Below are 15,198 nucleotides of genomic sequence, written 5' to 3' on the forward strand. Positions count from 1 at the left end.
CCGGAGCCGGTATCTCATGTCGTCATAGATTTCACTGACCCAAATTGGCGGGAATTGCGAAGGCCGCGAACTGGGTGAACTGCTTGCCGGGATTGAAATTGTCGTCCGAGGCGATGAAGAAAAGCTGCTTGCCATCCACCACCGGTCCGAATGCGAAGCTTTCGATATTGTCGATGTCGAGACCGAAATCACCTTCGTTGATCTCGAACCACGGGGTTTTTGATACGGCGCGCACATTTGCCGCCTCGATCTTGTCCTTGCCGAGGATGTTTTCCGCGCCGGACAGGTCGGCAATGAAAAAGCGGATATGGTTGCCGACGCCGGAAGCGAAATTGCGCTCTACAGTGACGAAGCGGCCATCCGGCATGGCGGCGATGGCGGAGAGACCATTGTCGTTATATTTCGGCTCGGCGGCTGTCGGGGTCTTGGAGATCGCCTCGGTGACATAGACATGTTCGGCAACCGGCTTCAGTGTCGCCGTGTCGATGACGAGAATGCGGGACGGGCTGCCGGCCTGCGGCGTCGCCTTCTGGCCGTCCTGGGTCAGCGCGTTTTCCGTGGCGGCGATGAGCTTGCCGGATGTCAGCGTTAGCCCCTCAAAGCCGAGATTGTTCTGCACGCCCCGGGTCTTGGCGTCATTGACAAGATAGGCCTCGGGCAGTTCCAGACGCTTCACATTGCCGCCATCGACGTCCGAGACATAGATCGCCGGCTGATTTTTCAGGTCGCGTTCCGAGGACCAATAGAGCTTGCCGGCCTTGCCGTCGAGCGCGATGCCTTCGGCGTCGATGCCCTTCAACGCGAAGGCCGCGCCGGTCTCGTCCTTCAATTCATGTGTGGCGGCGATGTTCAGCGTGACGGCACCTTCCGTCACGGCCAGTTCCAGTTCGTAATAACGGGCAGGGCCTTTTTCGACACGGTCATCGGAAATAGCCAGATAACGGCCGGTTTCGCTATCAAAGCTCAGATCGGAAATGCCGCCGAAAGCAACGCCATTGATGGAGAGGCCCGAAGGCACGACGATCTGGCCGAGAAAGGCCGGCGGTGGCGGGGTCTGGGCGGCGGCCGGAAGGGCCACAAGGCAGAAAGCGGCGGCGGTGGCGATGCGAAACATGGAGACGATCCTTTTTGCGGCGGATGCCTTGTTGTGATGGATGCCGCGAGGATTAGCGCCCTGCCGCTAAACTTTGATGACGTTTTCCGGATCTCCGTACCTGAAGTCCGGCCACTCATCTTGCCAAGCCTTGTCTTTTTTGATCCTGAATATAGTCATGCTTCATCCAAAGCGTGTCGCGCTGTCCGGATTCGCGCCCTACGCTTCAAATTTTGTTCCTGCCTGTCGCCCCGCCGTCCGCTGCGGTTCTTGCGACTGGCAGCAGGCCCGCAGAGTGCTTCATGCTGAAAGATTTTTCCGTCCAGAGCCTGTTCATGGGGTGCCTTACCGCCTTTGTCGGTTTTGCCAGCTCCTTTGCCGTTGTGTTGCAGGGCCTGAAAGCCGTCGGCGCGACGGATTTCGAGGCAGCTTCCGGGCTGATGGCGCTTTCGGTGGCGATGGGGCTTTGCGCCATCGTTCTTTCCGCCACCACCCGGCTGCCGGTCAGCATTGCCTGGTCGACGCCGGGTGCGGCCCTTCTGGCAACCACCGGGGTGATCGATGGCGGATTTCCGGCGGCTGTCGGCGGGTTCATCATCTGCGCTGTCCTGATCATCATCGCCGGCCTGTTCAAGCCGCTCGGGCGCGCCGTTGCCTCCATTCCCGCACCGCTTGCCAATGCCATGCTGTCAGGTGTCATCATCGGCCTGTGCTTTGCGCCGGTGAAGGCGATCGGCTTTAACCCGGCGCTTGGTTTGCCGATCATTCTCGCCTGGATCGTGGTGGGGGCTTTCCGGCGGCTTTTCGCCGTGCCTGCCGCGCTTGCCGCCTTCGTGCTTGTCATGATCTTCGGCGTCGACATTCCGGCGGGCGCGCTTGATAGCGTGGCGCAATCGCTGACGCCGCCGATGGAATGGGTGACGCCGGTTTTCAGCCTGCACGCCATCGTCTCGATCGCGCTGCCGCTCTTCATCGTCACCATGGCTTCGCAGAACATTCCCGGCATCGCGGTGCTGAAGGTCAATCATTACGATCCGCAACCCGGACCGCTTTTCGCCGCGACGGGCTTCTTCTCGCTGATTTCCGCCCCCTTCGGCGGCCACGCGGTCAATCTTGCGGCGATCACCGCGGCGATGTGCGCGGGCGAGGACGCCCATGCCGACCCCAAACGGCGCTATTGGGCAGCGATCATCGGCGGTGTCGGCTACATCATCTTCGGCCTGTTGGCCGGCGTGGTCACGGCCTTTGTGGCGCTGGCGCCGCCCATCCTCATTCAGGCGGTGGCGGGTCTTGCGCTGGTCGGCGCCTTTTCCGGCTCCGCCGTCGCAGCCTTCAAGGAGCCGGAAACCCGCGAGGCAGCGGCGATCACCTTCCTCATCACAGCTTCCGGCCTGTCTTTCGCAGGCGTTTCCGGGGCGTTCTGGGGCCTGATCGGTGGCGGGCTGATGATGGCGTTGCAGCGGGTGGTGAAGCGTGGTTAGATAGGATGCTTATTGTTTTAAAGAAATACTATTTATGGATTTCGAATTCGATCCTGCCAAAAGTCAGAGCAACAAAGACAAACACGGAATAGATTTCGGTGAGGCAAAGGCGCTTTGGCTTGACGAGAAAAGACTTGTCGCACCTCTCGAAACCACGTCGGAAGAGCGGTATATTATGATCGCTCAATTGCGCGGAAAGTGCTGGAGCACAGTCTATACCTACAGAAATGACCGGTTGCGGATTATTTCCGTCAGACGTTCCAGAGACAAGGAAAGGCAGCGTTATGAAGACGATCAGCGCTGAAGATCTCGACAGGAAATTCGACGATGGCGAAGACATCGACGACTATGTCGACTGGTCGAAAGCCAGTCGCCCCGGCACGGAACACACTCATTTCGATCTTCCCAATGGCATTTTGCGTCGGGTGGATGCGGAAGCGGCTCGTCTTGGAACGACGCGCGAGGCGCTTATCGTCAAATGGATATCGGAAAAGCTTGAGAACAATCAGCGAGCAAAATAGGCGCGGAAGATGGACAACATCACTTGTCAGACCGCCAGCCGCTGTTTATACACGTGCCCATGAGCAACAGCATCGCAACCATTTTCGGCATGAGCGCGCAGATTTCTGCGAAGGCCTCGCCGTGCGGTGCACTCTCGCTTCTTAGCCTCGACCTTACACGCGGTTGCCGGGTCCAGTGAGGAGCGCCCGGCGGCCGAAAGCCCGCTGGCGCAAACGCTCCTCATCTCGAAATCTCATTTTATACTGGATTTAGGCCCTCAAAGGGCCGCGCATCCGCCGATGGCTTGAAGAAGCCCGCGGACTGCGCAAGGAGGAAGCGAAAATGGACGGCAAGATCACCAATATTTCCAAGGGCATGAACGACGCGAACGTCAAGTATCGCCCTTATCCGACCATCAATATTCCTGACCGCACATGGCCGGGCAAGACCATCGACAAGGCGCCGATCTGGTGTTCGGTGGATCTGCGCGACGGGAACCAGTCGCTGGTCAACCCCATGGGCCACGACCGCAAGGCCCGCATGTTCAAGCTGCTGCTCGAAATGGGCTTCAAGGAAATCGAGATCGGTTTTCCTTCCGCCTCGCAGACGGATTTTGATTTTGCCCGCTGGTGTGTGGAAGAAGGCAATGTGCCTGATGACGTGTCCCTGCAGGTGCTGGTGCAGTGCCGTCCGGAGCTGATCACCCGCACCTTCGAGGCACTGCAAGGCGCCAATAAGCCGATCATCCACTTCTACAATTCCACTTCGGAACTGCAGCGCCGCGTGGTGTTCGGCAAGGATGTGCATGGTATCAAGCAGATTGCCGTTGATGCCGCGAAGATGATCACCGACATGGCGGCGAAGGCCGGTGGTGGTTTCCGCTTCGAATATTCGCCTGAGAGCTTTACCGGCACCGAGCTGGAAGTGGCGCTGGAAATCTGCAACGCCGTGGTCGAGGTGGTGAAGCCGACGGCGGACAACAAGCTCATCCTGAACCTGCCTTCGACAGTGGAAATGGCGACGCCGAACATCTATGCCGACCAGATCGAATGGATGTGCCGCAATATCGACAACCGTGAAAACGTCATCATCTCGCTGCATCCGCATAATGACCGCGGCACCGGCATCGCCGCAACCGAACTGGCTCTGATGGCCGGCGCTGACCGCGTCGAGGGTACGCTGTTCGGCAATGGCGAGCGCACCGGCAATGTCGATGTCGTGACGCTGGCGCTGAACATGTATACGCAGGGTGTGGACCCGGAACTGGATTGCCGCGATATTGAGCGCATCAAGGCGGTCTATGAATATTCCAACGAAATGACGATCCCCGAGCGCCATCCTTATGTTGGCGAACTGGTCTATACGGCGTTTTCCGGCTCGCATCAGGATGCGATCAACAAGGGCATGAAGGCGATCAAGGTCGCCAACCATCCGGTCTGGGAAGTGCCCTATCTGCCGATCGATCCGAAGGATGTCGGCCGTTCCTACGAGGCGATCATCCGCATCAACTCGCAATCCGGCAAGGGCGGCATCGCCTATATTCTGCAGCAGGATTATGGCATCAACCTGCCGCGTAACCTGCAGGTGGAGTTCCGCGAGGACATCCAGCGCATCACCGATGAAGAAGGTGTCGAACTGCCGGCCAAGCGCATCTATGAGCGCTTCATGGAGCGTTACGTGACGCAACCGAATGCGCGCATCAAGTTCGTCGATCACCACACCTATCCGGCGGGCGATTTCAAGGGCGTGCGCATCGTTGCCGCCGAAATTACCGATAATGGCGAGGTGAAGCGCATCGAAGGCAAGGGCACCGGGCCGATCGACGGGTTCATCAATGCGCTGTCGGTTTATCTCGGGGTTGATCTGTCGGTGAATGATTATTCGGAGCATTCGCTGCAGCACGGTTCGAATGCTTCGGCCATCGCTTATGTCGAGATGGAGCATCCGGGTGGGAAGCTGTTCGGGGCGGGGGTCAATACGAATATTGTTGGCGCTTCGCTGGAGGCGATTGTTTCGGCGGCGAACAGGGTGCTGGAAGAGCGGGCGAAGTAAGTTGGCTTTGAGGGTGGGGCTTTACCCCCCTCTGTCCTGCCGGACATCTCCCCCTCAAGAGGGGAGATCAGCACGAGGCGCTACCGCCACTTCATTCACAAATGTTGAGATGGGCGGGACCTACCCGCGAGTCGATCTCCCCCCTTGAGGGGGAGATGCCCGGCAGGGCAGAGGGGGGTGAAGCCCCACCCTCCAAACTCACGGGAGCGAACGCTATTCCCCCAACCGCGAAAACCCCAACGGCCGCCCGTTGTCATAAAACACCCGCACATCCTCCAGCGCCACGCCCGTCCCCGTCTCATCAAGACTATGCCGTTCGCAGGTGACGTTCCATGTGCCGGGACCGCCGGAAATGTGGAAGAGATTATAGGCCGCGCGCGGTTTCTCCCCACCCGGCCCCTGGCTGGCCGAGGCGATGCCGACGACCGGGATGTGGTCTTCCCCGTGATGCGTATTCAGCCAGTAGACCGTGTTGAGATGGGTATGCCCATGCAGTACAAGTTCCGCGCCGCCGACGCCGAGCGCTGCGGCAAAACGGCGAACGCCGAACATGCGTTTGTGGGCGGCAGTGGCTCCCCGGATCGGCGGGTGATGGATCATCACCACGCGGAACAGCCCCTGTTCGCCAGCTTTTTTCAAAAGTTCCGCCGTGGCGCGGGCCTGCCGGTTGCCGAAATAGCCGGTTGCCGAAAAGGGCGGCGTGGCAATCGAGGTGGAGCAGCCTATCAGCGCCACGGGGCCGCGCACGCGCATATAGGGGAAGATCTTGCGGTCATCGTCCCATTCCGGCGGATCGCCATCACCGCGCACATAGGGGTACCAGGCCTGCATGGCCTTGTCGTGCGCGCCGGAAACATAGGCGTCGTGGTTGCCGGGAACGACGGAGGTCTTTTCAGGCTCGCCCACTTCCTCCAGCCAGTCGGCGGCGGCGCGAATTTCAATGCCGGTCGCAAGATTGACGAGATCGCCGGTGATAGCCAGATGATCCGGGGATTTGGTCTCCAGATCGTCGAGCAGCTTTTCCAGCGTATCGGTGAACAGGTGCTTGCGACGGTTGCGGTGCCAGTTGACGAAACCGGTGATGCGCTTGGATGCAAGTTCCCGGAAAGTGAGTTTTGGCAATGGCCCTAAATGGACGTCTGAAATATGCGCAAGTTTGAACATGGCGGCAGAGATAACCTATGATATGCCGCACGTCCAACAAAAGCCTGCCGACGGGGAGAAACCAGAGTGAGTGATGAAACAATGCGGCGGGAGGGCCGTCCGTTCCACACGCGCCTGCTGATCCGGCTGATGCATTTCGTATTTCTGTTCACGCGCGGTGCAACCCTTGGCGTGCGGGCTGCCTGCTTCGACGATCAGGGTCGGATTTTTCTGGTGCGGCACACCTATCTGCCCGGCTGGTACCTGCCCGGCGGCGGGGTGGAGCGCGGCGAGACCCTGCTGATGGCACTCAACAAGGAAATCCGCGAAGAGGGTAATCTCGTGGCCGCCTCGACGCCTGAGCTGATCCACGTTTATCTCAATCTGGAAGGCAGCAACCGCGACCATGTGGCGCTTTACCGGCTGGTTGTCACCCAGACCGAGCCGAAAAAGCCCGACCATGAAATTGTCGAGAGCGGCTTTTTCGATCTCTCCAACCTGCCGGAAGGCATGACGCCCGCCACCCGCCGCCGCCTTGCCGAATTGTCCGGCGAAGCAACGGCCATTGGCGACTACTGGTAGCGGCCGTCTTTTCCGTCAGGCAAGCACCTCGCGGCCATGGGCCATGGTCAGGTCCAGTTCCGGGCCAACGGACACGATGCCGGTCGGGTTGATGGTGTGGTGGCTGCGGTAATAGTGCTCCTTGATGTGGCGTATATCCACCGTGTCAGGTACGCCCGGCGTCTGGTAGAGATCGCGCAGGTAACCCGTCAGGTGCGGATAGTCGTGGATGCGGCGGATGTTACACTTGAAATGGCCGACATAGACGGGGTCGAACCGCACCAGCGTCGTGAACAGGCGCCAGTCCGCTTCCGTCTGCTCCGCACCGAACAGGAAGCGCCGATCCTTCAGGCGATCTTCCAGCATGTCCAGCGTTTCGAACACCTTCACGGCATTCTGCTGATAGGCATCCTGCGTGGTGGCGAAACCGGCCTTGTAGACGCCGTTATTGACGGTGTCATAGATGACGTCGTTCAGCGCATCGATCTCGGCGCGCAGCGCCTCAGGGTAATAATCCGCTTCCGATCCGGTGAGATCGTTGAAGGCAGCGTTGAACATGCGGATGATTTCCGCCGATTCATTCGAAACGATGGTGCCGCGCTGTTTGTCCCAAAGCACCGGCACGGTGACGCGCCCGGAATATTTGGGGTCCGCTTTGGTGTAGACCTGCCAGAGCGTGGAGGAGCCGAACAGGTGGTCTTCCGTCGCGCCCGGTGTGCGTTCGTTCTCAGGCCTGAATTCCCAGCCGTTTTCCAGCATCAGCGGATCGACAACGGAGACGGAGATCAGGTCTTCCAGCTTTTTCAGCTTGCGGAAAATCAGGGTTCGATGCGCCCAGGGGCAGGCGAAGGAGACGTAAAGGTGGTAGCGATCCTTCTCCGCCTTGAAACCGCCTTCTCCCGAAGGACCGGCAGCGCCATCTGCTGTGACCCAGTTGCGGAATTGCGAGGCGCCGCGCTTGAAATGCCCCTTGGTTTCCTTGGTGTCGTACCAGACGTCTTTCCATACGCCTTCCACCAGCATGCCCATAACGATCTCCTTGTTTGTTTCCTTGACGGCGATCCTAACCGTTCCTTGTCGTCTCGCGAACCCGCAAGGCGTTGAACAATGCGTTTCTGCTCTTGCAGAGGCTGAATGAGATGGCTTCGAGATTTGTTCTGGACGGGTGGGAATTTTCCTGATAATTGCGATTTTCACAAATCTGAGGAAATTGCCGACTATGATCGAACTACGGATGCTCCGACGACGCTGACGCTCCTGAACGCCCTTACCGGCGCAGTCGTCATCTATTGTCGCATCCGCATTCTGGAAGTTTCGGTCTCTTCATGTCCAAGCACGATCTTGTCTACCTCACCGAGGACGCGTCGCACGACGCCATCATCGAAGTCATCAACGAAGAAGCATTTGGTCCCGGCCGGCACACACGGGCGGCAGCTCGCATTCGCGAGCAGGGTCCGCATGACCGGTCGCTGTCCTTCGTCTGCGCCGATGATGGCGAGACGATTGCCTCGGTGCGCATGACGCCGGTTCTGGCCGGTGGGGTAAAGGGCCATATGCTTGGCCCGCTCGCGGTTCGGCCCTCGCACAAGAACAAGGGCATCGGCCGGGAACTCGTTCGGATCGCCATTGCGGCTGCCCGGCGGAAGGGTTCCGAGGCTGTGATCCTGATCGGCGATCCGCCCTATTACATGCCGCTCGGTTTCGAGAAGGTCGCTTATGCGGCGCTCGATTTTCCGGGGCCGGTCGACCCGAACCGGGTGCTGGTGGTGCCGATTGGCACCGACGTTCACCAGCGGTTGGAAGGCAAGATCGGCTGGCGCAAATGCGAGGCTGCTATGCCGGCCGCCACGGCTGAGGACGATGGTTGCGAGGAGCCTCTTCGGGTTTATGGCTGAGAGCGTTTCTTCTCAGGAGGCTTGATGTTTTACAAAAGTACCTGCCCCGTTATCCCGGCTGAAGGCCGCCACCGTTCGATTTAAATGGTCGGATGCGCTTTATGATGCCGCTCTGGGCACGAGCAAAACATAGCATCATCAGATGAATGACGAACCTCGCCAGACACGCAGACATCATCCTCGGGCTTGACCCGAGGATCTGCTAACGTATTGATTTTTTCAATGTGCTTAGATCCTTGGGACAAGCCCAAGGATGACGCCGAGAAAAAGGTGCGCCGTTCCCGCCAACCTCGATGCAATGCAGTGTATCCGGTCATTTAAACCGGACAGCAGGGGTTCAAGGCGGGGATGACGGAAGGGAAACCTTGAGAACTCCGACAAACATCGAGACTGCCCGCCAATCTTCGCGAGGCGCAAGGTGACATGAAGTTCTCCTCACAACGTGAAAATTCAATTCCGTTTCTTCCCCCCATGCGATAGCAATCGACAGTCGATTTCGGCAAGGGGGCGGGGCATGACGGCGATTACCATGAACGATGCGCTGGAGCGCGCGGGTGCAGGTGCCTATCAGCGGCGGCTGATGGGTATATTCGGCCTCGTCTGGGCGGCGGATGCCATGCAGGTTCTGGCGGTTGGTTTCACCGCCGCCTCGATTGCCGCGACATTCGGCCTGACGGTGCCGCAGGCGCTGCAGACCGGAACGGCGTTCTTCTTCGGCATGTTGCTGGGCGCTGCCGGTTTCGGGCGGCTGGCGGATCGTTACGGGCGTCGCCGGGTGCTGATCGTCACCGTTGCCTGTGACGCCGTGTTCGGCGTGCTTTCGATATTCTCACCCGATTTCACCATTCTGCTCGTCCTGCGGTTTCTGACCGGTGCGGCCGTGGGCGGCACGCTGCCGGTGGATTATGCGATGATGGCAGAGTTCCTGCCTGCCAAAAATCGCGGGCGTTGGCTGGTCTTTCTCGAAGGCTTCTGGGCCATCGGAACGCTGATCGTGGCGCTGGCCGCCTGGGGTGCGAGCCTTGCCGGCGTGGCCGATGCCTGGCGTTATATTTTCGCCGTGACGGCCTTTCCGGCCGTTCTCGGTCTTGGCCTGCGTTTTCTGGTGCCGGAATCGCCGCTTTACTTGCTGCGCAGCGGGCGATTGGAAGAAGCCAAGGCTGTCGTCAACCGTATGCTGGTGACGAATGGCCGCGCGCCTCTCGATGCCGGGACCGCGCTTTTCCAGCCTGACGTCGGCAAAGGGCAGGGGATATTTTCCCCGGCGCTCCGGCAGCGCAGCATCATGATCCTCGCCATCTGGTTCCTCGTCTCGGTTTCCTATTACGGTGTCTTCACCTGGATGCCGGCGAAACTGGCGGGAGATGGTTTCGGCTTCGTGCGCGGTTATGGCTTTCTCGTGCTGGTGGCGCTGGCACAAATCCCCGGTTATGCGCTTGCCGCCTATGGCGTTGAAAAATGGGGCCGCAAGCCGACGCTAATCGGTTTTTGCCTGCTATCCGCGCTTGGATGCCTGCTTTTCACGCTCGCTTCCGGCGGCGCTATGATTGCCGCCTCGCTTCTCATCATGAGCTTCGCGCTGCTTGGCACCTGGGGTGCGCTTTATGCCTTCACGCCGGAACTTTACCCGACGGAATCGCGGGCGACCGGTATGGGTGCCGCAGGCGCCATGGCAAGGCTCGGCGGCCTGCTGGCGCCGTCACTACTCGGCTATGCCATTGCGCAGGGCTTTGGGGTCGCGATCGGCATATTTGCCGGGCTGCTGGTGCTGGCTGCCATTGCGGCCACGATGATCAATGCTGAAACGCGGCAGGTGGCGCTGACTTAGTTGCCGCCAAGGGTGATGGCCTGATCTGAGCCACGATCAGGCCATTCTGTTCTTCGCTTACAGCGGCGTGTAATTGACCGGCAGCCAGTCGTAATTGGTGCTGTCGGTGCGCACATGGCCGATGCCGGGGAAAGCGATATGGGCGCCGGCCACCAGATATCTGCCCTCTACCGCCTGTTTGAATGCCAGATCGCGCGCCACGACGGCGGCCTTCTGGTCGACGTCGAACTCGATCGCCACATCAGGCTCATCGAACTGGAGGATATCGCCATGGGTGATATCGCCCCAGAAGACGATCTTCTGGCCGTCGCTTTCCAAAACAACAGCACTGTGGCCCGGTGTGTGGCCGGCATAAAGGATCGAGCCAAGACCGGGGACCGGTGCGGCATTATCGTCGAAAGTCTCGAATTTACCGGCATCGATATAGGGCTGAATGCTTTCCTTCGCTTCAGCATAACCCTTCTTCAGTGCTTCAGGGGCTGCCTTGGCCTTTGCCCCGTCAAGCCAGAAGGCGGCTTCGCGCGCATTGACCCTCAGCGTTGCATTGGCAAAGACGCGTTTGCCATCTGCCGATAGCCCGCCGGAATGGTCCGTGTGGATATGGGTGAGGACAATGTCGTCTATCTCGTCGGCCTTGTAACCGGAGGCCTCGATATTGGCGACGAGCTTGCCGAGGCTCGGGCCGAGATAGGTGCCGGTGCCGGCATCGATCAGCACCAGCCTGTCTCCGGTATTGACCAGAAACGCATTGACCGAAGTGGGTGTCTCTTCCGGTAGGAACGCATCCCGTAACACCTTGGCGGCATGTTCCGGCGTCGTGTTGGTGTAGATTTTGGCGAGCGGCAGCGCAATGACGCCGTCCGAAAGGGCGGTAACTTCCGCCTTGCCGACCATCAGCCGATAAAAGCCGGGTGCCTGCGTGGCGGCCAGGGGCGCCTTGGCGAATGCGACGGTGGGCGCAACGAAAGGCGCGGCGAAGATGGCGCTGGCGGCGCCTTTGAGAAGCGAACGACGTGAGGGCATGGGTGGCTCCTGAGTTGGGGGAAGGTCTTGAAAGTTTCCGAACTCCAGCTAAGTGTAGAGAGGCCAGCAATCAAATCGATGTGACTTATGCAAACTATCGATCATTTCAATCTCCGTTCCTTCGACCTCAATCTTCTCATCGCTTTTGATGCGATGATGGAGGAAATGAATGTCACGCGCGCTGCGCGGCGGCTGAAAATCCAGCAGCCGGCCATGAGCCACAACATCTCCACCCTGCGGACGTTGTTTCAGGATGAGCTTTTCATCCGCGTGGGACAGGAGATGAAGCCGACGGCGCGGGCGCTCAATCTGGCCGGACCGGTGCGGCAGGCGCTCCGGCAGGCGCAGGCGGCGGTGATGACGGCGGACGTGTTCGATCCGGCGACGGAGCGCCGCACCTTCCGGCTGGGCATGTCGAGCGAGGTGGAACTGCTGCTGCTGCCGGACCTGACGGCGCGGCTGCGCGAGATCGCGCCGGGCATCCGCATTCTGGCCCGCAGCGGGCAGGAGCAGGAAATCACCGCGATGCTGGATACGGGCGTGATCGATATGGCCGTAGGATGCGCCTATTCGCAGGAGCAGCGTCACCATTGCGAGCCGCTTTATGTTTCAAGCGTCCTTTGCTGCTTCAATCCGAATTTGCTCGATCTCGCCACGCCCGTGGGGCTCAATGCCTATATGGCGGCAAAACATGCAGTGATATCGCAGACGGACAGCTTGCAGGGCTGCATCAAGGACGCGCTGGAATTGAGCGGCGTGGAAATCGATGTCGTTGCAGCCGCGCCGGATTTTCTCTCGGTTCTGGCAACGGCGCGATCTTCGGCGGTGCTTGCCACCGTGTCCTCACGCATCGCGCTGCGTTATGCGCCGATGCTCGGGCTTGAAGTGAGCCCGGTGCCGGTGACGCTGAATTTCCCGCCGGTTGCCATGGTCTGGACCTTGCAGACCGATGCGGATCTCGGCGCCATGTGGCTTCGCCAGCAAATCCGCGAGGTCATGGGCCGAACCGTTGAGTGCGGGATATCGGGGATTGCGGCCTAGAAGCGTTTCTCCAGCCATGTGATCGACTGGCCGCTGGAGAGAGGCGCGAGCGAGCCGATCCTGGTGAAACCATAGCGTTCGTAGGTTCTCAGGGCATCCGGGTTCATGGTGTCGATATAGGCGCCGGTGCAGCCGCGCTTTCTGGCTTCTTCCTCCGCCATGGCAAGCAGCTTCGCAGCCGTGCCCTGACCGCGCATGGTTTCCGGCACGAAAAGAAGCTGCACATAAAGCCAGCCGCGGCCGGTATATCCCACCAGACCACCGGTCACAGTGTTTTCGTCATTGCGGATGGTGATATTGAGCTCGCGTTTGTCGCTTTCGCCGAAACGGGCGATATTATAGGCCACCAGCGGATCACGGATGGCTTTTTCCGCGTCTGCATCCGCGACGTCGCTCAAAACGAAATTCATGATTTTCTTTCCCGGACGCCGGGCGGCGACCGTTTATCGTTTTCCCGTTCAAGACGCGGAAAGTCTTCCACTACTGCTAAGGTTCTATCGTCCTTCACGCCACCAGAGCGCGGAGAAGGCAAGCAGCAGGGCGCCAAGCCCGGCAAAACCGGCAAACAGCGGCAGGGTGTTGACACCTTTCAGCACCGTCTCATCGGTCAGGCGTATCAGCATGCGATCCTCGTCGGCAACCCTGATGTCACCGCGCACCGGCAATATATCGGGCAGCGCGATGCGGCCGGAATTATCGGCCACGCGGTGCACGCTGCCTTTGGTGGCGTCGGCCAGCGGCTTCAGCGTTTCGGTCGTCGAAATCATCGCCTTGAATTCCGGCGCATCCACCGCGCCGACATGCACGAGGGTGGTGAAATCGCCGTTCTTGATCTCGAACAACCCGGTTTCGTCCATACGGCGCTCGATCTTGTAAAGACCGGGCTCGGTTGTGGTGAAGGCCATGTTTTCGGCTTTTCCGGAGGGGAAACGCACGCTTGCCTGACCGGGATCGTCGCCGATGGTCTGGCGGGTGATTTCCAAGGTGCGGCCGTTGGCGCGCGCTGTCAGCGCCTCTTCCTCAAGCTCCGGCTCCTTCATCAGCCAGTGGGCGATGCGGCGGTAAAGCGCCACATGCGGGCCGCCGCCTTCGAAACCACGCGCCCACAGCCAACCCTGATCGGACAGCAGCATGGCGACACGGCCTTCGCCCTGACGGTTCAGCACCAGAAGCGGATCCTGCCCGTCGCCCAGCATCACGGTCTGGCCCTGGGGCGGGTCGACGCTGATGGTGCGGAACCAGCGGCCCCATTGCGGCGGCTCGTTGGCCGATCCATCCAGCCCGCGGGTGACGGGGTGCTTCTTGCCCGCTTCCGAAAGGCGGGGATAGAACGCAGCCTGATGCACCTGACCTGTCGGCTGGGCCGGCAGCACGGAGGCGAGCGGCGTCATGGCGATCGAATCCTGGCCGGCATGTTCCGGGCCGGCGGCAATCAAAAGCGCGCCGCCCTTTTCGACATATTGGGCGATGTAATCGTAATAGAGGATCGGCAGCACACCGCGATGCTGGTAGCGGTCGAAGATGATGAGGTCGAAATCCTCGATCTTTTCCACGAACAATTCGCGTGTCGGGAAGGCGATCAGCGACAATTCGTTGATCGGCGTGCCATCCTGTTTTTCCGGTGGGCGCAGAATGGTGAAGTGCACCAGATCAACTGAGGCGTCGGATTTCAGGAGGTTACGCCAGGCGCGCTCGCCGGCATGCGGCTCGCCGGAGACCAGCAGCACGCGCAGGTTCTGGCGGATGCCTTCGATCAGGTGAACGGCGCGGTTGTTCGCTGCCGTCACTTCGCCGGGGAGCTCGGCGACGGAAAATTCCATGACATTGTTGCCGCCACGCGGAACCTTGAAGCTGAACGGCGTCGGCTGGCCGGGTGTCGCCTGAAGCGTGGCGATTTCTTCGCCGTTCATCTTCACCGTCACTTCCGCCGGACCGCCGCTCGCGGGGCGGCCGTCGTCGAAGACGCGCAGCGTCAGTTGCTGCTCCTCGTTGACGATGCCGAAGCGGGGCGCACGGACGATCTCGATACGGCGGTCGAATTCATCGGCCTTGCCGGTGATCAGCCCGTGAACGGGGGCGCGGAAACCAAGCGCCTGTTCGGCATTGGGCAGTGCATTGGGAATATCGTGAATCTGGCCGTCGCTGAGGAAGATCGCACCGCCGACGCGCGACGGCGAGACATCCGAAACGGCGGAGGAGAGCGCCGAGAAAAGCTGGGTCGAGGGGGAAACGCTCTCGCCATCGTCGCGCACTTCCACGATGCGTGGTTCGATGCGCGGGAAGCGGGAGAGCCGGTCTTTCAGCGTCTCCAGCGCCGTATCGGTCATTTGCGGCCGGTCTTGCACGTCCTGGCTCTGCGAGCGATCGACGATGACGGGGACAATGGTGGACAGCGGCTCGCGTTCCTCCTGCGTCAGCAAAGGGTTGGCGATCGCCGCAAGCAGGGCGGCAAGCGCCAGCCCGCGCAGCCATGCGCCGCGCACGCCACGCCAGAGGCCGATGAAGGAGAGGGCAAGCGCTGCGACGGCCAGAACGGCAATTACGATCCACGGCAGGAAGGGGGCGAATGTCAATGTCATG

Annotated in this window: 14 protein-coding genes; 8 read left to right on the plus strand and 6 right to left on the minus strand. The window is 60.3% G+C overall.

What is annotated here, in order from left to right; translation table 11 throughout:
* Window positions 1-31 precede the first annotated feature (31 nt).
* Window positions 32-1,114 (minus strand): esterase-like activity of phytase family protein, encoded by a 1,083-nt coding sequence (locus DXT96_RS11625; protein ID WP_153514946.1) that lies wholly within the window; start codon window positions 1,112-1,114, stop codon window positions 32-34.
* Between the two features lie 281 nt (window positions 1,115-1,395).
* Between DXT96_RS11625 and DXT96_RS11630 the strand changes: the two genes are divergently transcribed.
* The 4 genes from DXT96_RS11630 (at window position 1,396) to leuA (ending at window position 5,127) form a co-directional block, all read left to right on the plus strand.
* Window positions 1,396-2,574 (plus strand): benzoate/H(+) symporter BenE family transporter, encoded by a 1,179-nt coding sequence (locus DXT96_RS11630; RefSeq protein ID WP_153514947.1) that lies wholly within the window; start codon window positions 1,396-1,398, stop codon window positions 2,572-2,574.
* Window positions 2,575-2,608: 34 nt separating this feature from the next.
* A complete protein-coding gene (locus DXT96_RS11635) occupies window positions 2,609-2,878 on the plus strand; it encodes a BrnT family toxin (protein WP_153514948.1) in 270 nt (89 codons plus the stop codon).
* Window positions 2,859-3,095, plus strand: coding sequence for a type II toxin-antitoxin system BrnA family antitoxin (gene brnA / locus DXT96_RS11640; RefSeq protein WP_153514949.1), 237 nt, complete (start codon window positions 2,859-2,861; stop codon window positions 3,093-3,095). Before DXT96_RS11635 ends, brnA begins: the two co-directional genes overlap by 20 nt.
* Before the next feature lie 322 nt (window positions 3,096-3,417).
* Window positions 3,418-5,127: a 2-isopropylmalate synthase gene (gene leuA / locus DXT96_RS11645; protein ID WP_149900015.1), complete on the plus strand. Its 1,710-nt coding sequence runs from the start codon at window positions 3,418-3,420 to the stop codon at window positions 5,125-5,127.
* Between the two features lie 213 nt (window positions 5,128-5,340).
* Here leuA and DXT96_RS11650 read toward each other — a convergent pair whose 3' ends face one another.
* Window positions 5,341-6,291: a metallophosphoesterase gene (locus DXT96_RS11650; RefSeq protein ID WP_153514950.1), complete on the minus strand. Its 951-nt coding sequence runs from the start codon at window positions 6,289-6,291 to the stop codon at window positions 5,341-5,343.
* Window positions 6,292-6,372: 81 nt separating this feature from the next.
* Between DXT96_RS11650 and DXT96_RS11655 the strand changes: the two genes are divergently transcribed.
* Complete coding sequence (locus tag DXT96_RS11655; protein WP_153515120.1) at window positions 6,373-6,852, plus strand: NUDIX domain-containing protein; 480 nt, start codon at window positions 6,373-6,375, stop codon at window positions 6,850-6,852.
* A gap of 15 nt (window positions 6,853-6,867) precedes the next feature.
* Here the strand turns inward: DXT96_RS11655 and DXT96_RS11660 are convergent, their stop codons facing one another.
* Window positions 6,868-7,860: a glutathione S-transferase family protein gene (locus DXT96_RS11660; protein ID WP_153514952.1), complete on the minus strand. Its 993-nt coding sequence runs from the start codon at window positions 7,858-7,860 to the stop codon at window positions 6,868-6,870.
* 296 nt (window positions 7,861-8,156) lie between these two features.
* Between DXT96_RS11660 and DXT96_RS11665 the strand changes: the two genes are divergently transcribed.
* Both DXT96_RS11665 and DXT96_RS11670 read left to right on the plus strand, forming a co-directional pair.
* Window positions 8,157-8,726, plus strand: a complete 570-nt coding sequence (locus tag DXT96_RS11665; protein ID WP_153514953.1) for a GNAT family N-acetyltransferase — start codon at window positions 8,157-8,159, stop codon at window positions 8,724-8,726.
* Between the two features lie 514 nt (window positions 8,727-9,240).
* Window positions 9,241-10,554, plus strand: a complete 1,314-nt coding sequence (locus tag DXT96_RS11670; RefSeq protein WP_153514954.1) for an MFS transporter — start codon at window positions 9,241-9,243, stop codon at window positions 10,552-10,554.
* 57 nt (window positions 10,555-10,611) lie between these two features.
* Here DXT96_RS11670 and DXT96_RS11675 read toward each other — a convergent pair whose 3' ends face one another.
* Window positions 10,612-11,577 (minus strand): MBL fold metallo-hydrolase, encoded by a 966-nt coding sequence (locus DXT96_RS11675; protein WP_153514955.1) that lies wholly within the window; start codon window positions 11,575-11,577, stop codon window positions 10,612-10,614.
* An 87-nt stretch (window positions 11,578-11,664) separates the two neighbouring features.
* On the opposite strand from DXT96_RS11675, the gene DXT96_RS11680 reads away from it, so the two are divergent.
* Window positions 11,665-12,618, plus strand: a complete 954-nt coding sequence (locus tag DXT96_RS11680) for a LysR substrate-binding domain-containing protein (protein ID WP_153514956.1) — start codon at window positions 11,665-11,667, stop codon at window positions 12,616-12,618.
* Here the strand turns inward: DXT96_RS11680 and DXT96_RS11685 are convergent.
* Both DXT96_RS11685 and DXT96_RS11690 read right to left on the minus strand, forming a co-directional pair.
* Window positions 12,615-13,028 (minus strand): GNAT family N-acetyltransferase, encoded by a 414-nt coding sequence (locus tag DXT96_RS11685; RefSeq protein WP_153514957.1) that lies wholly within the window; start codon window positions 13,026-13,028, stop codon window positions 12,615-12,617. The two genes, DXT96_RS11680 and DXT96_RS11685, sit on opposite strands and share 4 nt — an antisense overlap.
* Before the next feature lie 84 nt (window positions 13,029-13,112).
* Complete coding sequence (locus DXT96_RS11690; protein WP_153514958.1) at window positions 13,113-15,197, minus strand: hypothetical protein; 2,085 nt, start codon at window positions 15,195-15,197, stop codon at window positions 13,113-13,115.
* Window position 15,198 lies beyond the last annotated feature (1 nt).

Origin of the sequence: Agrobacterium sp. ICMP 6402 (genome assembly GCF_009498615.1) — a bacterium.
Taxonomy (GTDB): Bacteria; Pseudomonadota; Alphaproteobacteria; order Rhizobiales; family Rhizobiaceae; genus Agrobacterium; species Agrobacterium burrii.